This is a genomic window from Streptomyces sp. NPDC003697, from assembly GCF_053587115.1.
In genome coordinates this window covers 22,949-40,412 of the sequence record NZ_JBSFNN010000065.1, presented here as the reverse complement: position 1 = coordinate 40,412, position 17,464 = coordinate 22,949, and the positions used below count along the sequence as shown (strand labels likewise).

Below are 17,464 nucleotides of genomic sequence, written 5' to 3'. Positions count from 1 at the left end.
CATCCAGTACGAGGGCGTCCGGCCGGCACGCCGAGAGCACGCACCGGACGCCGCTCCTTGACGGGCAAACGTTGCCTGCCGCGGCACTAGCGGCCACCGCACACGGGGGTTGCGGGGGCCGGGGAGTGCGCACACTCCCCGGCCCCCGGTCCTTTCCCCCAGAAGGCCTCCCCGCCGCCCATGGGCGGCGAGGATGGGGCCGTTCGCCAGAAGGTCCCGCGGCCGCCCACGGACGGGAGGGGGCGTGTCGGGGGGTGCCCGCCCGCAGCGGCCGGCGCGTCGACGCCGGGTGCGCTCCTAGGAACCGAGTTCGCGCCGGTCCGAGGACGGGCACCCCCCGGCGCGCCCCCGGCACCCCGGACCCCCGGCTCGCGACGGCCGCTCGCACCGACCGCACCGACCGCACAGGCCCGGACCGCGCGCCGGACCGCGTGCTGGACCGCGCGGCGCTGGACCGGCGTAGCCTTTGCAGGCGCGTCGCCCGGACCGGCGGACCGGCGCCGGCAGTGAGGACGCCCCGCCGAGCCTGCGCCGGGGCGGACAGCCCCGCCGCCCCGGCTCCCTGCCGGACAGCCCCGGCTCCCCGCCCCGCCGCCCCGGCTCCCCGCCCCGGACCGCCCCGCCGCCCCGGCTCCCCGCCCCGGACCGCCCCGCCGCCCCGGGCCCCCGCCCCGGACCGCCCCCGACCCCCCCGGCCCCCCACCGGGCTTCGCCGACCACGGCGGACCGCCGCCGACCACGGCGAACGGCACGTTGTCCACAGCCCCACCAGCCGCCACTCGGGCGTCGTACGCTGGAAGTACCCCCGGCCCGCAGCGCGTGCCGGGCCGTTCGTGTTGCCTACCCCCCGGGACGGAACCCATTTCATGAGCCTGCACGGTCTGCTGGACGCCGTCGTCAAGGACCCCACCCTCGCGGAAGCGATCACGGCGGCCGCGGACGGCAACCGCATGCACGTCGACCTGGTCGGCCCCCCGGCCGCCCGCCCCTTCGCGGTAGCCGCCCTCGCCCGCGAGACCGGCCGCCCGGTCCTCGCGGTCACCGCCACCGGCCGAGAGGCCGAGGACCTGGTCGCCGCCCTGCGCTCGCTGCTGCCCCCGGAAGGCGTCGTGGAGTTCCCCTCCTGGGAGACGCTTCCGCACGAGCGGCTCAGCCCCCGCAGCGACACCGTGGGCCGCCGTCTCGCGGTGCTGCGGCGCTTGGCCCACCCCCGCCCCGACGACCCGGAGACCGGCCCCGTCTCGGTCGTCGTCGCGCCCGTGCGCTCCGTACTGCAGCCGCAGGTCAAGGGCCTAGGCGACCTGGAGCCGGTGTCCCTGAGGCCGGGCCAGAGCGCCGATCTGAACGACATCGTCGAGGCCCTCGCCGCCGCCGCGTACTCCCGTGTGGAGCTGGTGGAGAAGCGCGGCGAGTTCGCCGTGCGCGGCGGCATCCTGGACGTGTTCCCGCCCACCGAGGAACACCCCCTGCGCATCGAGTTCTGGGGCGACGACGTCGAGGAGATCCGCTACTTCAAGGTCGCCGACCAGCGCTCCCTGGAGGTCGCCGAGCACGGCCTGTGGGCCCCGCCGTGCCGTGAGCTGCTGCTCACCGACGAGGTCCGCACCCGCGCGGCCGCCCTCGCCGAGCGCCACCCGGAGCTCGGCGAACTTCTCGGCAAGATCGCCGAAGGCATCGCGGTGGAGGGCATGGAGTCCCTCGCCCCGGTCCTCGTCGACGACATGGAGCTCCTGCTGGACGTGCTGCCGAAGGGTTCCATGGCCGTCGTCTGCGACCCTGAGCGCGTGCGCACGCGCGCCTCCGACCTGGTGGCCACCAGCCAGGAGTTCCTGCAGGCGTCCTGGGCGGCCACGGCGGGCGGCGGGGAGGCGCCCATCGACGTCGGTGCCGCGTCCCTGTGGTCCATCGCCGACGTACGCGACCGCGCCCGCGAGCTGGACATGATGTGGTGGTCGGTGTCGCCGTTCGCCGCGGACGACACCGCCGAGGGCACCGACACCCTCAAGCTGGGCATGCGCGCCCCCGAGGCCTACCGCGGCGACACCGCCAGAGCCCTCGCCGACACCAAGGGCTGGCTCGCCGACGGCTGGCGTGCCGTCTTCGTCACCGAGGGCCAGGGCCCGGCGGCCCGCACGGTGGAGGTGCTGGGCGGTGAGGGCGTGGCCGCCCGCCTGGACGTCGACCTGGGCGAGCTGACCCCGTCGGTGGTGCATGTGGCGTGCGGCTGCGTCGACCACGGCTTCGTCGACCACGGGCTGAAGCTGGCGGTGCTCACCGAGACCGACCTGACCGGCCAGAGGACGGCCGGCCGGGACGGCGCCCGGATGCCGGCCCGCCGCCGCAAGACCATCGACCCGCTGACGCTGGAGTCGGGCGACTACATCGTCCACGAGCAGCACGGCGTCGGCCGCTACATCGAGATGGTGCAGCGCACGGTGCAGGGCGCCACCCGCGAGTACCTCGTGGTGGAGTACGCCCCCGCCAAGCGCGGCCAGCCCGGCGACCGCCTGTACATCCCCACCGACCAGCTGGAGCAGATCACCAAGTACGTCGGCGGCGAGCAGCCCACGCTGCACCGGCTCGGCGGCGCCGACTGGACGAAGACCAAGGCGCGCGCGAAGAAGGCGGTCAAGGAGATCGCCGCGGACCTGATCCGGCTGTACTCCGCGCGGATGGCGGCGCCCGGCCACGCCTTCGGCTCGGACACGCCCTGGCAGCGCGAGCTGGAGGACGCCTTCCCGTACGCGGAGACGCCCGACCAGCTCACGACCATCGCCGAGGTCAAGGAGGACATGGAGAAGACGGTCCCGATGGACCGCCTGATCTGCGGCGACGTCGGCTACGGCAAGACGGAGATCGCGGTCCGGGCCGCCTTCAAGGCCGTGCAGGACGGCAAGCAGGTCGCGGTCCTGGTGCCGACGACGCTGCTGGTGCAGCAGCACTTCGGCACGTTCTCCGAGCGGTACGCGCAGTTCCCGGTGAACGTGCGGGCGCTGTCCCGCTTCCAGACCGACACCGAGGCGAAGGCGGTCCTGGAGGGCCTGAAGGACGGTTCGGTGGACCTCGTCATCGGCACCCACCGCCTGTTCTCCTCCGAGACGAAGTTCAAGGACCTGGGCTTGGTCGTCGTCGACGAGGAACAGCGCTTCGGCGTCGAGCACAAGGAGCAGCTGAAGAAGCTGCGGGCCAATGTCGACGTGCTGACGATGTCCGCTACGCCGATCCCGCGCACCCTGGAGATGGCGGTGACGGGCATCCGCGAGATGTCGACGATCACCACCCCGCCGGAGGAGCGCCACCCGGTGCTCACCTTCGTCGGGCCGTACGAGGAGAAGCAGATCGGCGCGGCGATCCGCCGCGAGCTGCTGCGCGAGGGACAGGTCTTCTACATCCACAACCGGGTCGAGTCGATCGACCGGGCGGCGGCCAGGCTGCGGGACATCGTGCCGGAGGCGCGCATCGCGACCGCCCACGGCCAGATGTCGGAGCAGGCGCTGGAGCAGGTCGTCGTCGACTTCTGGGAGAAGAAGTTCGACGTCCTGGTCTCCACGACGATCGTCGAGTCGGGCATCGACATCTCCAACGCCAACACCCTGATCGTCGAGCGCGGCGACACCTTCGGCCTGTCGCAGCTGCACCAGCTGCGCGGCCGGGTCGGCCGGGGCCGCGAGCGCGGCTACGCCTACTTCCTGTACCCGCCGGAGAAGCCGCTGACGGAGACCGCGCACGAGCGCCTGGCGACGATCGCCCAGCACACGGAGATGGGCGCGGGCATGTACGTGGCGATGAAGGACCTGGAGATCCGCGGCGCGGGCAATCTGCTCGGCGGCGAGCAGTCCGGCCACATCGCGGGCGTCGGGTTCGACCTGTACGTGCGCATGGTCGGCGAGGCAGTCGCCGACTACCGCCGGCAGCTGGAGACGGGGGAGCCCTCGGCGGAGGAGGCACCGCTCGACGTCAAGATCGAGCTGCCCGTCGACGCGCACGTCCCGCACGACTACGCCCCCGGCGAGCGGCTGCGCCTGCAGGCGTACCGGGCCATCGCCTCCGCCAACTCGGAGGAGGACGTCAAGGCCGTCCGCGAGGAACTGACCGACCGCTACGGCAAGTTGCCCGAGCCGGTGGAGAACCTGCTGCTGGTGGCGGGGCTGCGCATGCTCGCCCGCGCCTGCGAGGTCGGCGAGGTCGTCCTGCAGGGCAACAACATCCGCTTCGCCCCGGTGGACCTGCGCGAGTCGCAGGAGCTGCGGCTCAAGCGCCTGTACCCGGGCACGGTGATCAAGCCGTCCTCCCACCAGGTGCTCGTCCCCCGCCCCAAGACCGCGAAGATCGGCGGCAAACCGCTGGTCGGCCGGGAACTGCTGGGCTGGGTCGGCGAGTTCCTGACGTCGGTCCTGGGCTCGTGACCGGGACGTCCCGGCGACGCCCGCCGGCGGGGCAGGCCGCACCACCCGTGCGGCCGGCCCCTGCACGGTGAGCCGCACCGTGATGCGGGCGCCCGTCATGCCGTCCCCGCTGCCGGGCGGAACGCGGGACGCCGTCAGCGCCCCGCTCGATCGGCGGGACGCGCCGCGCACACCGGGCAGACATCCTGCCTGCACGGATGCCCCGGGATCACGTCACACCGTTGTCGCGGCTGTGCCGTCCGCATGCCGGGGGTGCGCCGGGTCCGTCAGGGCTGCGGCGGGCCGCTCGGTGCCGTCACCTCCGGTCCGGATCCACCTCGGCTACGGCGCCATCCGTGAGCCGGGGGGACGCCCCGTTCGCCCGCGCCGGGCGGTCTGATCCACGCTCCCGGCCGTTGAAGGCGACGTCGGGGCGGTCTGTGCCGTGCCGAGGAAACGACGTCCGTGCCGGTGCTTCAGGAAGGCCGGCAGGGAGGGTGCGGACGCCCTCCCTGCCGGCCTTCGTTCGTCTGTGGGGTCGCGGTCCTACGGCTCGTCGTCGGGCCGGCGGTCGCGGTGGCTGCCGTACCTGCCCTCGATGTTTCGCTGGGCGTCGTCGACCTGGCTTTCGTACTTGTTGCCCGTCCTCTCGTTGATCTTCTGCTCGGCTGTGTCGGACATGTTCTTCGCCCGCTGCTGTACCTGGCGCTTGAACTTGTCGAAGATGCCCATGCAGGAGCTCCTTCCGGACGTCACTCAGAACGACGATACGACCGTTAGAGGGGCATCTGCACCTTTACAGGTGGTATGGTCTGGACATTTTCCCTGCTCCGGCGGGCATCCGGACCACGTGCGCCCCCAGCGGGGCGGCGATCGGGGAGGAACAGGGGAGGAGCGCACCGTGGCGCGTCTGAGGGGCGGGAGGGCCGTACCGGCGTTCGCCGTGACGGTGGAGGGGCACATGAGGCGCGGGGCAGTGGGCAGGGCGCGCTTCCTGCGCACGGCGACGGTGTCGGCGGCCGTCGTGCTCCTTCTTTCGGGATGCAAGGAGGACCTCGGCGCGGACGGCCCCTCCGCACGATCGGGCCCGGCCGTGGCGGACGGGCGGGCGGCCAGTCCGCTCGACAATCCGGAAGGCACGAAGCCGGGACTGGCGCCGCTGACGACGGACGCGGACAGGGCCGCGGCCCGCAGGCTCATCGGGAAGGTGCCGACGAAGGGGCGAGGACCGAAGACGGGCTACGACCGGGACGAGTTCGGCTACGCGTGGATGGACACGGCCGACGGGGTGCCGTTCGCGAGGAACGGGTGCGACACCCGCAACGACGTCATTCGCCGCGACGGCCAGGGACTCCGTTTCCGGTCCGGCTCCGACTGCGTGGTCGTCGCCATGACGCTGGACGACCCCTACACCGGGACGACCATCACGTGGCGCAAGCAGGAGGCCGCCGAGGTGCAGATCGACCACGTGGTGCCGTTGTCGTACAGCTGGCAGATGGGTTCGTCGCGCTGGCCGGAGAGCAGGCGCGAGCAGCTCGCCAACGACGCCCTGAACCTGATCCCGGTCCAGGGGCGGGCCAACTCCGCCAAGGGCGACTCCGGTCCCGCGTCCTGGTTGCCGCCGAACCAGCGCATACGGTGCTCCTACGCGGTCCGCTTCGCCCAGGTCGCCCTGGAGTACGAGCTGCCCGTCACGGCGCCGGACAAGCAGGCGATGCTGCGCCAGTGCGGCGGCTGACGGGCGGGCCGGCGGCGTGGCGGCGCCTCGACCCGGGCGAAGCCCGGTGCTCGGCGGCGTCGGGTGACGGGGCTTCAGCCCCGGGCGCTCCCCTGTCCGTGTCAGGCCGCGGCCGGCAGTGCCGACACGAACCGCGGGCCGTCCCCGCGGTGCTGCACCGGGAAGGTGACCTTCAGGCCCTGCTCCTGGCCGGCCACCGACAGGACCGTGACGTACTGCAGGCCCAGGAACGCCTTCCTCGAGCCGCCCGCGGTGACGTGAGGGCGGGGCAGGCTCACCTCGAGCCGGCCCGGCCTGCCGCCGCGGTTGCCGTCGAAGAACAGCACTCGCCGGTCGGTGAGGACGACGTACATCGGGCGGGGCGTGACCGTCGCCATGACCGTCCCGGCGCTCAGCACCCCGACGACCGCGGCGGTGAGCGCCTGCCGGCGCACGGAGACGGAGCCGACGCCGGCGAGGCTGGTCAGCTCGACCTGCTCGCCCTCCACCAGCACCGGGGCGGTGGCTTCCATCAGTTGACGGGCGCGACGGGCGTTGAGGGCCATGACGGACTCCTTGAGACGTGGAAGAGGACCGCGCAGGCCCCGGAGGTCCGGTACCGGTGCGGAGGAGAAGAAGGAACGGTGGCGCCGGATCCGGCGGTCCGGACCCCGGCGCCGGCAGGCGGCGGGCGCCGCCTGATGCTGTCCGGCGGGTCGTGCCGGAGACGCGGGGCCCGGCACGACCCTCTGCGGCGTCGTCGGTCGCCGACGCCGGCGCGTCGACGCCCCTCCCCGCTTTGCGGCCGCACGCACCGGATCCCACTCACCCGGGCCGCGAGGTGCCGGCGTTTTCCGCCGGCCTGATCCGCCGGAGAGCCCTACCGTCCGTACGGATAGCCGTACGGACCGGCCTGCGGCGCGACGGGCGCCGCCGCGTACGCGGCCGGCCCCGCCGTCCGCTTGTCGAACACCGCGAACAGCAGCATGCCGGTGCCCAGCAGCAGACACAGGACCATGACGAGGCCCAGCATCGCGTCGCCGTCGGCGTCCTCCGGCGTGAGGACCAGCCACGGCAGGGTCACGCACTCGTAGACCACGAACGAGGCGAAGGCCCCCCAGTCCGATCCCCGGCCGCGGCGGATCGCCACGTACAGGAACGGCACCCACGCCAGCAGCCCCAGCGAGCCCCACAGCAGGACCGACCACGCCGCCCGCTGGAACCAGCCGGCCTCCAGATGCTTGTTCATCACACACCCCCCAAGCGGCTCCGCCCCGCGGGACGGAGGCGAAGCAAGGGGGCAAGATTAAGCCACGAACGGCGCGCCGAGGCGGGGCGGGAGGAGCGAACGCACCTCGGAGGACCGTCAGGTGGTCTTCCGCAGCGCCCCGACGATCCGCTCCGTCAGCCTGCGCGCCGTCGCCGCCCCGTTGTCGTGGCCGTCCGTCGACATCACGGTGACGACGTTGGTGCCGACGCGGGCGGCGATCAGCGTGGTGCCGTTCTGCCAGGCGGTGTCGGTCAGGGTGACCGTGTAGGCCTCGTCGCCCAGACCGGGCGTGGCGGCGCCGGCCACCTTCACCTTCGTGTGGGTCTGGGAGTCGGCGAAGCCGTCGCAGGCCGCGACCGTCTTCTGCACGGCCTTCACGACGTCGGAGGCCGTCGTGCCGCGGTAGGCGTCGATCTCCTGGGCGATGTCCTCGGAGGTGTTCTTGCTGATGTAGTCGTTCTGCGCGAAGGACACCCCGGAGATCCCGGTGACGTCGATCCAGGCGGTGCCGCCCAACTTCGCGCAGTCCGGCTTGCCCGCAGGGGCCGTGGACGGAGCCGTGTAGGTGTCGCCGGAGTCCCTGGCCCCGCTCGGGTCCACCGCGAAACCGGTGGGGAAGAAGGACGCCGGAGCGAGCGCCTTCTTCAGCTGCGCGCCGGTCAGCAGGCCCGCGTTCGGGTCCTTGGCGGGAGAGGAGGACGCCGCCCCCTTGGCGGACGTGGCCTGCTGGGGTCCGCAGGCCGCCAGGGCCAGGGGGAGTGCGGCCACGGCGAGGACGCGGGCGGCGCGGGCGGTGCGGGACGGGATGTGCATCTGAGTCCTTCTGGAGAGACAACTGAGCCGGACCAGCGCCTGTTTGAGGCGGGGGAGCGGCCATCGGACCTTACGGCGTCCAGCGCGTGCCCAGTACACGTATGGGTATGGCGTTGCCCAAGATCACGTAAAGAGCGGCGAGTTGACGTGCGTGGTGCGCGCCTGCCGGTAGCGGTGCGTAAGTCTTTGCCGTTGCTTGAGGTAATCATGTGCTGAGCAAGGGGCTCCGTTTCCCGTGTTCATGGGCACGATCGGTTACTTTGCGATCCGCTTCGGGCGCCGGGGAGAGTGCCGGCGGACGGACTCACGCGCGCCGTAAGCCGTTTCAGGGGACCAAGCGACGTTTCTCAGCGGACGCACGACGCCCGACCGCCGTCGTACGCCGCTCCACACGCGTGCGCGGACGACATACACGCACACACAGACAAAAAGGGGTGGGGCATGGCCGAGCACCGGCAGTCCAGGAAGCGCAGGTACGCCACGTGGGCGGTGGCCGGGGCGGCCGTCGTCGCGGGAGCCGGGATCGCGGCGCAGACCTCGATGGCCACCACCACCTGGCCGGCCCAGAAGACGTACACCGGCCGCGCCTTCGACACCTGCACCGCGCCCTCGCTGTCCACCATGAAGGCCTGGCACACCGGGTTCTACGGCGCCGCCGCCGTCTACGTCGGCGGCAAGAACCGCGGCTGCAGCCAGCCCAACCTCACCGCCTCCTGGGTGAAGTCGGTCAGCTCCATCGGCTGGAAGCTCATCCCGATCTACGTCGGTGCCCAGCCGCCGTGCCAGACCAGCTCCAACCCCGAGAAGCTCACCGCCTCCACCGCCGCCTCCCTCGGCGCGAGCGACGGGGCCGACGCGGTCGCCAAGGCCTCGGCGCTCGGCATGAAGGCCGGCAGCGCGGTCTACCTGGACATGGAGCCGTACGACACCACCAACAAGTCGTGCAACGACGCCGTGCTCACCTACGTGCGCTCCTTCGACAAGGCCCTGCACGCCAAGACCTACCGCACCGGCTTCTACGGCTTCACCAGTTCCAGCGCCAAGGCCATCGCCACCGCGACCGACAAGACCGACCTGCCGGGCAACCTCTGGTACGCCCTGTGGGACAAGCACAACACCACCACCACCGACTGGCCCTGGGGCTCCACCCAGTTCACCAACCACAGCCGCGGCCACCAGTACATGGTGAACAGCAAGGAGTCGCACGGCGGCATCACCCTCACCGTCGACCGCGACGCGTGGGACGCGCCCGTCGCCATCACCGGCTGACGCGGGACCCGAGAGAAGAACGGGGACAGGAGCGGGCGGTTCTCGCGACCAAGCAGGTCGGACAGGTGACGCAGGCGCGCCCGGCGAAGGACGCGCGGACCCCGGCGGGCGGACGGCTCGCCGGGGTGGGGCGGGCCGTCGTCACCTGGCTGCGCTCGCTGCGCGGGCGGTGCGCGACCGGAGCTGAGCTGCGGGGCGGTGCGGCGGTGCGGCGGTGCGGCCGTGCGGCGGTGCGGCGGTGCGCGAGCGGGCTGAGCTGCCGGGGTCGGGCCACCGGGGGTGCGGCGGTGCGCGAGCCGAGCTGAGGGCCCGGGCGGCGAGGCGGTGCCCGAACTCGTGGTGAATCGTTGGTCGAATGGGTTGGCCGGAGCCCGGCCGCTGCCTACCATCGATCATCGCAAGACTTTGTGCACCGTCGCACAATCTCTCCTCGGGAGGCCTCCTTGCACCGCCGTCGTCGCACCGCGCTCCTGCTGTCCGCCGCGCTCGCCGCGGCGGCACCCCTGCTCACCGCCTGCGGGAACGACGCGCATCCGGGCGCGGCGGCCGTCGTCGGGGGGCAGCGGATCACCGTGGCCCAGTTGCAGAGCCGGGTGGACGAGGTGCGCCAGGCCCAGCGGGCCGCGGTACCGGACAGCACGCAGTACGAGCACGCCGTCGCCGGCACCGGCACCCTGACCCGGGACACGCTGCACGGCATGATCCTGGACCGCGTCGTGCACCGCGCCGCCGCGGACGCGGGCATCGCCGTCACCCCGCGCGAGGTCCAGCAGATGCGCGCCGGTCTCGAACGCCAGGCGGGCGGGGCCAAGGGCCTGCAGGCGACCTGGCTGCAGCAGTACAACATCCCGCCGGGGCGACTCGACGACAACCTCCGTCTGCAGATCGAGGCGCAGAAGCTCGCGGCCCACCTGGACACCCAGCCCGGCTCGCCGGCCTTCTGGCAGGCCCTGTCGAAGGCCTCCGGCGAGCTGGACGTCGACCTCAACCCGCGCTACGGCGGCTGGGACGTGCAGAAGAGCGTGGACACGAAGACGCCGTGGCTGCGGGACGTCTCGGCGGCGGGGACGCAGCAGACGGCGTGACGGGAGCGGACGCGCAGACGGCGTGACGGGAGCGGCGGGTCCCGTCCCCGTCACTCCCGTGGACGACGCCCCGGAGTGCCCGCAGGGGCTGTGGACAACTCGTGGGCCGGACGGCGGTGTGCGTTACGTTCGGAGGGTGAACGCAACCAGCTCCGCACCCGCCCCCGGCCGCGTCGTCCTGCTCACCACCAGTCACCGCGTCGCCCCCGGCCTGCTGTCCTGGCCGGCCTGGCAGGCCCTGCGCGCGGCCGACCGCGTGCTGTGCGCGGACGGTGCCCATCCGCAGGTGCCGTACCTGCGTGAGGCGGGCATAGCCGTCGACGAGGCGTCGCCGACGGCTCAGGAACTGGTCGACGCCTGCGCCGGCGGCCGCACCGTGGTGGTCGTCGCGACCGGCGAGGGGGAACCCGCCCTGACCGACGGCCTGGCCCGGCTGGCGGGCTCCGGCCGGGTGCGGATGCCGGACCTGGAGCTGCTTCCCGCCTCCTACGACCTGCCGGGCGCCCGGCTGCTCGACCTCGTCCAGGTCATGGACCGCATCCGCGCCGAGTGCCCCTGGTCGTCGCGCCAGACCCACAGGGGCCTGGCGAAGTACGGCATCGAGGAGGCCTACGAACTGGTCGAGGCGATCGAGGACGGCGACCGGGCGGAACTGCGCGAGGAGCTGGGCGACGTGCTCCTCCAGGTCGTCTTCCACGCCCGCATCGCCGAGGAGGACGCCGACGCCCCGTTCTCCATCGACGACGTGGCCGGCGGCATCGTCGCCAAGCTGATCCACCGTCATCCGCACGTCTTCGGCGAGGAGACGGCCTCCACCCCCGAGGAGGTCAAGGAGCACTGGCTGCGCACGAAGGCGGAGGAGAAGCGGCGCACCTCCGTGACAGAAGGCGTCCCCCTCGGCCAGCCCGGACTGGCCCTGGCCGCGAAGCTGGCGTCCCGCGTGCGCACGGCCGGCCTCGACGTGCCCCTGCCGAGGGCCGAGGGCGTCGGCTACGAACTGCTCGCCCTCGCGGCCCGCGCCGAGGCGGACGGGGTCGACCCGGAGGCGGCGCTGAGGGCGGCGGCACGGGCCTACCGCGACGCGATCCGGGAGACGGAGGGCGTGACGACGCAGGAAGAGCAGCAAGAGGAGGAAGTGGAGGAAGAGGGGGAAGAGGAGGAACGCCCGGGCGACGAATAGGACGGGGAACGCGCCGGCCGGGCGCGCAGGACGGCGAGGCGCCTTACGGAGCGGCGACGTACGTGACCTGTGCCGGAACGGCCCGAGGACAGCACCGGGCGTCCCGGAACCGCGTCGCTCCCGACGGAGTCGCGACCGCACCGCGGAGTCGGCGACCGCACATCCCCCGGCCGACCGCACCGGCCGCAGCGGCCGACGGCGCCCCGGGCGTCGGCCGCCGCGCGGCCCGAGGGCCGACCGCCGGCAGCCGGGACCGACCGGGCCGGCGAGCGGCCGGCCGGCCCGGCGTCCGGACGCGGGGGGAAACGTCCGGACGCCGCCGGATACGGTCGAGGAGTGACCGATCAGCCCGCCCCCGACCAGCCCACCCCCGGCAGCCCCGCGCCCGGCCGGACGCCGTCCGACCAGCCCGCCCCCGGCAGCCCCGCGCCCGGCCGGACGCCGTCCGAGCGGGACGCCACCGAGGGCGCCGCGCCCGAGCTCTTCACCTGGGAGTTCGCCGGCGATCCGTACCCGGCGTACGCCTGGCTGCGTGAGCACGCCCCCGTGCACCGGACGCGGCTGCCGAGCGGGGTCGAGGCCTGGCTGGTCACCCGGTACGCCGACGCCAAGCAGGCCCTGGCCGACCAGCGGCTCAGCAAGAACCCGGCACACCACGACGAGCCCGCGCACGCCAGGGGCAGGACCGGCATCCCCGGCGAGCGCAAGGCCGAGCTGATGACGCACCTGCTCAACATCGACCCGCCGGACCACACCCGGCTGCGCCGCCTCGTCAGCACGGCGTTCACGCCCCGCCGTGTCGCCGCGTTCGCACCGCGCGTGCAGGAGCTGACCGACGGCCTCATCGACCGGTTCGCCGAGCGGGGCAGCGCGGACCTCATCCACGAGTTCGCCTTCCCGCTGCCCATCTACGCCATCTGCGACCTGCTCGGCGTCCCCCGCGAGGACCAGGACGACTTCCGGGACTGGGCGGGCATGATGATCCGCCACGGCAACCCGCAGGCGGGCGGCGGGAGGCGGGCGGGCGGGTCGCGCGGCGGCGTGGCCCGGTCGGTCAAGCTGATGCGCGGCTACCTCGCCGACCTGATCCACCGCAAGCGGGCGGCCCTGCCCGCCGAGCCGGAACCGGGCGAGGACCTCATCTCCGGTCTCATCCGCGCCTCCGACCACGGCGAGCACCTCACCGAGAACGAGGCCGCCGCCATGGCCTTCATCCTCCTCTTCGCGGGTTTCGAGACCACCGTCAACCTCATCGGCAACGGCACCTACGCCCTCCTGACCCACCCCGGGCCGCGGGACCGGCTGCAGCGGTCCCTGGCGGCCGGCGACCGCGGCCTGCTGGAGACCGGCGTCGAGGAACTGCTGCGCTACGACGGCCCGGTGGAGATGGCCACCTGGCGCTTCGCCACCCGGCCGCTCACCATCGGCGGGCAGGAGATCGCTCCCGGCGACCCGGTCCTCGTCGTCCTCGCCGCGGCGGACCGGGACCCCGAGCGGTTCGCCGACCCGGACGTGCTCGACCTCGGCCGTCGGGACAACCAGCACCTCGGATACGGGCACGGCATCCACTACTGCCTCGGTGCGCCGCTCGCCCGGCTGGAGGGGCGGCTGGCGCTCGCCACGCTCCTCACCCGGCTGCCCGATCTGCGACTCGACGCGGAACCGGCCGACCTGCGCTGGCGCGGCGGGCTCATCATGCGCGGCCTGCGCACGCTGCCCGTCCGGTTCACACCGGCCGCTCCGTAGTAGCTGTCGGAGAGCGGTCGCTCACGGTCCGGTCGACGAAGACAAAGGTGACACGCGCTCAACTCTGTGATGTTCACGTGATCTACGCGGCATTAACTTGTGACAGGCGATTGTCAGCCGATACGTTCACGCATCAGCGCGGCGCCGTGCACCACCCGTCGCGCAGATCACCGCTGTCCCACGAAAGGTCTCCGCATGCTCTCCGGGAACGGTCGTCACCGGCGCCCCCGTCAGGCCCCGGCCATGCTCGTCGCGGCCGGAGTGACCGGATCCGCCATCGCCATCCCACTGCTCGGCGCCAGCGGCGCGAGCGCGGCCGACGGCACCACGTGGGACAAGGTCGCGGAGTGCGAGAGCGGTGGCTCCTGGAGCGCCGACAACGGCAACGGCTACTACGGCGGACTGCAGTTGTCCCAGGACGACTGGGAGAAGTACGGCGGCCTCACGTACGCGCCGAGCGCCGACCAGGCCAGCCGGTCCCAGCAGATAGCCGTCGCCGAGAGGATCCTCGACGAGAGGGGTCCGGGCGCCTGGCCCACCTGCGGACTGCTCTCCGGGCTGCACCAGGACACCGGTTCGGCCGACGTGGACACCGGTGTGAGCAACGACTCGCCCTCGAACTCCGGTTCGTCCGGCTCCACCGGAACGCCCCGGGTGCCCGACTCGGGCCTGTCCGACGGGGCCCAGGACTCCGGGCGCTCGGCCGGTGATTCCCGGTCCTCGTCCGGGGGTGAGGCCTCCGCTTCGTCCGACTCGACGGACGATTCCGGCCCGAATCCGTCCTCTTCGGGCTCTTCCTCCTCTTCGTCCGCCAAGGCGGGCGATCCTGGCAAGTCCGGCACATCCGCGCCCGCCGCTCCGGGCGGCACGCGGACTCCCGACAGCTCGCCGTCCGCGCCGTCCCGATCGGACGATTCGGACAACTGGCAGCAGGCCGCCGGTTCTTCCGCCCTCGTGGACACCGGGGCGCTCGGCACCGGCCGTCATCGCGGCGGCAGTGCCGCGGAGGATTCGGCCGGCACCCTCGCGGCCTCGTCCGCCGGCCGTCACGCCGTGCGCGACACCGACGACGCCCGTGCCGCCGGGGGGTCCTACATCGTCCGCGCCGGCGACTCCCTGGCGTCCATCGCCGACTCCCTTGACCTCGACGGCGGATGGCGGGCGTTGTACGCGGCGAACCGCGACGCGATCGGCTCCGACCCGAACAGCATCGTCGCCGGTCAAGCGCTGGATGTAGACACCGAAAACGCCCGAAACCAGGGGTAGTTCACGTGGGCATTGGTGCCGAATGACCGTTTCGGTGAAAGTGTGGGATGAGTCTCAGAAGCCCTGATCGTCTTTGAAATTCCGCGGCGGCCGTGTCTACGGTCGTGATCGTTCGCCATCGCGAGCCCCGGTCGCCGTAACGCCGAATCCTGCCAGCGGCTGCCCGGGAACAGTCGTCGCGTCACGCGCCGCAGGCAGGAGCGGGGGACCCAAGGTAAGTGCCGTGCCGGGCTGTTGCCCGGAGCGGCTCGGGGTGAAGCCGCGTCTCGCAGAGGGACGCGGCCGGGCAACTCAACCGGCCCGAACCCGACAGCTCACCTCGCAGGCGTCGGTGAGGGGATCCAACCATGCTGTTTTCCGGCAAGGGCACGCACCGTCGTCCGTCCAAGGCCACCCGAGCCATCGCGCTCGCCGGTGTCGCCGGCACCGCCGTCGCCGTCCCGCTGATGGCGTCCGGCAGCGCCTCCGCCGCCACCGTCTCCGAGTGGGACGCGGTCGCCCAGTGCGAGTCCGGCGGCAACTGGTCCATCAACACCGGCAACGGCTTCTACGGCGGTCTGCAGTTCACCAACTCGACCTGGGCCGCCTTCGGTGGCACGGCCTACGCGTCGCGTGCCGACCTGGCCGGCAAGGCCCAGCAGATAGCCGTCGCCGAGAAGGTCCTCGCGGGCCAGGGCAAGGGCGCCTGGCCGGTCTGCGGCAAGGGCCTGTCGAACGCCGCCTACAACGGCGGTGCCCCGGCCGCGTCGAACAGCGGCTCCACCCAGGGCGGCGGCGCCACCGCCAACCGCTCCACCGAGCAGAAGGCCTCCCGCTCCACCGAGCGCCCGGCCGCCAAGAAGACCGTCACCACCCCGACCGGCAAGAAGGTCGCGAAGGGTGACGGCGAGTACAAGGTGGTCACCGGCGACACCCTCAGCAGGATCGCGGCGAAGCAGAACGTCCAGGGTGGCTGGAAGAAGCTGTTCGACCTGAACAAGGACATCGTCGACAACGCCGACCTCATCTACCCGGGCCAGCAGCTGCACCTGAAGTGACAGCCGGCCGCTGACCGGGCCGTAGAGCCCCGACGGGCGCGGTCCCCCACGGCGGGGGCCGCCCCCGGCTCCCCGGCTCCTGCGGTCCACCCCGTCCCCCGGACTCCCCGCTCCGGTGCGTGTTCCCCCGTGCGCACCGGAGCGGGGCTTTTCGTTTCGCGCCTCGTTCGCTCCTGCCAGGGCATTTCCCGGACTCGCCCGGACCCCTTTGTTCCGAGCGGGAACAATGTGTACCGTCACCTTGTCCACGGGGCGGTCGGTCGGCTGTTGAAGGCCCCGGGACGGTTAGGCTCTAGTCGCAAGTCACACCAGCCCCGCACTTCCAGCGTCACATCCAAGAAGGAGATGCTCGTGCCGTCGATCGACGTCGTCGTAGCCCGGGAAATCCTGGACTCCCGAGGCAATCCCACGGTCGAGGTCGAGGTCGGCCTCGACGACGGCAGCACCGGGCGTGCCGCCGTCCCCTCCGGCGCCTCCACCGGCGCCTTCGAGGCCGTCGAGCTCCGCGACGGTGACCCCAACCGCTACCAGGGCAAGGGCGTCGAGAAGGCCGTCCTCGCCGTGATCGAGCAGATCGGCCCGGAGCTGGTCGGCTACGACGCCACCGAGCAGCGCCTGATCGACCAGGCGATGTTCGACCTCGACGCCACCGACAACAAGAGCTCCCTCGGCGCCAACGCCATCCTCGGCGTCTCCCTCGCCGTCGCCCACGCCGCGTCCGAGGCGAGCGACCTGCCGCTGTTCCGCTACCTGGGCGGCCCGAACGCGCACCTGCTGCCGGTGCCGATGATGAACATCTTGAACGGCGGCTCGCACGCCGACTCCAACGTGGACATCCAGGAGTTCATGATCGCGCCGATCGGCGCGGAGTCCTTCTCCGAGGCCCTGCGCTGGGGCGCCGAGGTCTACCACACCCTGAAGAAGGTCCTGAAGAGCAAGGGCCTTTCCACCGGCCTCGGCGACGAGGGCGGCTTCGCCCCGAACCTCGGCTCCAACCGCGAGGCCCTCGACCTCATCCTCGAGGCGATCACGGAGGCCGGCTACACCCCCGGCGAGCAGATCGCCCTGGCGCTCGACGTGGCCGCGTCCGAGTTCTACAAGGACGGCTCCTACCTCTTCGAGGGCAAGGAGCGCTCCGCCGCCGAGATGACCGAGTACTACGCCGACCTGCTCGAGGCGTACCCGCTGGTGTCCATCGAGGACCCGCTGTTCGAGGACGACTGGGAGGGCTGGAAGACCATCACCGCCAAGCTCGGTGACAAGGTCCAGCTCGTCGGCGACGACCTGTTCGTCACCAACCCCGAGCGCCTGGCCCGTGGCATCGAGGAGGGCGCCGCGAACGCCCTGCTGGTCAAGGTCAACCAGATCGGCTCGCTGACCGAGACCCTCGACGCCGTCGAGCTGGCCCAGCGCAGCGGCTACAAGTGCATGATGTCCCACCGCTCCGGCGAGACCGAGGACGTCACCATCGCCGACCTGGCCGTCGCCACCAACTGCGGCCAGATCAAGGCCGGTGCCCCGGCCCGCTCCGAGCGCGTGGCCAAGTACAACCAGCTGCTGCGCATCGAGGAGATCCTCGACGACGCCGCGGTGTACGCCGGCCGCAGCGCCTTCCCGCGCTTCAAGGGCTGAGCCGTCCGCCAGGTAGGCCCAGCCAGTCGTACGTACGTCCCCGTACCCGGTCCCGTACCGTGTG

Annotated in this window: 13 protein-coding genes and 1 riboswitch; of the genes, 9 read left to right on the top strand and 4 right to left on the bottom strand. The window is 72.5% G+C overall.

The genetic code is table 11. The annotated features are described in order from the left end of the window. Positions 1–866 precede the first annotated feature (866 nt). The gene (gene mfd, locus ACWDNY_RS23070) at positions 867–4,406 is read left to right on the top strand and encodes a transcription-repair coupling factor (protein ID WP_451647686.1); all 3,540 of its coding nucleotides are present in this window, start codon (positions 867–869) and stop codon (positions 4,404–4,406) included. Between the two features lie 525 nt (positions 4,407–4,931). On the opposite strand, the gene ACWDNY_RS23065 is transcribed toward mfd, so the two are convergent. Further along, entirely contained in the window at positions 4,932–5,117 is a 186-nt protein-coding gene (locus tag ACWDNY_RS23065) for an Rv0909 family putative TA system antitoxin (RefSeq protein WP_451647685.1), read from the bottom strand. Between the two features lie 229 nt (positions 5,118–5,346). On the opposite strand from ACWDNY_RS23065, the gene ACWDNY_RS23060 reads away from it, so the two are divergent. Then, positions 5,347–6,123, top strand: coding sequence for an HNH endonuclease family protein (locus ACWDNY_RS23060; RefSeq protein WP_451647688.1), 777 nt, complete (start codon positions 5,347–5,349; stop codon positions 6,121–6,123). A gap of 101 nt (positions 6,124–6,224) precedes the next feature. On the opposite strand, the gene ACWDNY_RS23055 is transcribed toward ACWDNY_RS23060, so the two are convergent. The 3 genes from ACWDNY_RS23055 to ACWDNY_RS23045 form a co-directional block, all read right to left on the bottom strand. Next, the gene (locus ACWDNY_RS23055) at positions 6,225–6,668 is read right to left on the bottom strand and encodes a hypothetical protein (protein WP_451647684.1); all 444 of its coding nucleotides are present in this window, start codon (positions 6,666–6,668) and stop codon (positions 6,225–6,227) included. A 314-nt stretch (positions 6,669–6,982) separates the two neighbouring features. After that, positions 6,983–7,351, bottom strand: a complete 369-nt coding sequence (locus ACWDNY_RS23050; RefSeq protein ID WP_451647683.1) for a hypothetical protein — start codon at positions 7,349–7,351, stop codon at positions 6,983–6,985. 117 nt (positions 7,352–7,468) lie between these two features. Further along, complete coding sequence (locus ACWDNY_RS23045) at positions 7,469–8,185, bottom strand: hypothetical protein (RefSeq protein ID WP_451647682.1); 717 nt, start codon at positions 8,183–8,185, stop codon at positions 7,469–7,471. 441 nt (positions 8,186–8,626) lie between these two features. Here ACWDNY_RS23045 and ACWDNY_RS23040 point away from each other — a divergent pair, with 441 nt between their 5' ends. From ACWDNY_RS23040 to eno, 7 genes are all read left to right on the top strand, one after another. Further along, positions 8,627–9,454, top strand: a complete 828-nt coding sequence (locus ACWDNY_RS23040) for a glycoside hydrolase domain-containing protein (RefSeq protein ID WP_451647681.1) — start codon at positions 8,627–8,629, stop codon at positions 9,452–9,454. A 443-nt stretch (positions 9,455–9,897) separates the two neighbouring features. Further along, on the top strand, positions 9,898–10,539 hold the full coding sequence (locus tag ACWDNY_RS23035; RefSeq protein ID WP_451647680.1) for a SurA N-terminal domain-containing protein: 642 nt from the start codon (positions 9,898–9,900) through the stop codon (positions 10,537–10,539). A 136-nt stretch (positions 10,540–10,675) separates the two neighbouring features. After that, positions 10,676–11,719 carry a nucleoside triphosphate pyrophosphohydrolase gene (locus ACWDNY_RS23030; RefSeq protein ID WP_451647679.1) on the top strand — a complete coding sequence of 348 codons (1,044 nt, stop codon included), beginning with the start codon at positions 10,676–10,678 and terminating at the stop codon, positions 11,717–11,719. 336 nt (positions 11,720–12,055) lie between these two features. Further along, complete coding sequence (locus tag ACWDNY_RS23025) at positions 12,056–13,465, top strand: cytochrome P450 family protein (protein ID WP_451647678.1); 1,410 nt, start codon at positions 12,056–12,058, stop codon at positions 13,463–13,465. A gap of 195 nt (positions 13,466–13,660) precedes the next feature. Then, complete coding sequence (locus ACWDNY_RS23020) at positions 13,661–14,731, top strand: transglycosylase family protein (protein ID WP_451647677.1); 1,071 nt, start codon at positions 13,661–13,663, stop codon at positions 14,729–14,731. 176 nt (positions 14,732–14,907) lie between these two features. Next, a riboswitch (cyclic di-AMP (ydaO/yuaA leader) is annotated at positions 14,908–15,074 on the top strand. A 4-nt stretch (positions 15,075–15,078) separates the two neighbouring features. Continuing rightward, positions 15,079–15,768: a transglycosylase family protein gene (locus ACWDNY_RS23015; protein WP_451647676.1), complete on the top strand. Its 690-nt coding sequence runs from the start codon at positions 15,079–15,081 to the stop codon at positions 15,766–15,768. Positions 15,769–16,119: 351 nt separating this feature from the next. Next, positions 16,120–17,400 (top strand): phosphopyruvate hydratase, encoded by a 1,281-nt coding sequence (gene eno / locus ACWDNY_RS23010; protein ID WP_451647675.1) that lies wholly within the window; start codon positions 16,120–16,122, stop codon positions 17,398–17,400. The last annotated feature ends 64 nt before the right edge of the window (positions 17,401–17,464 follow it).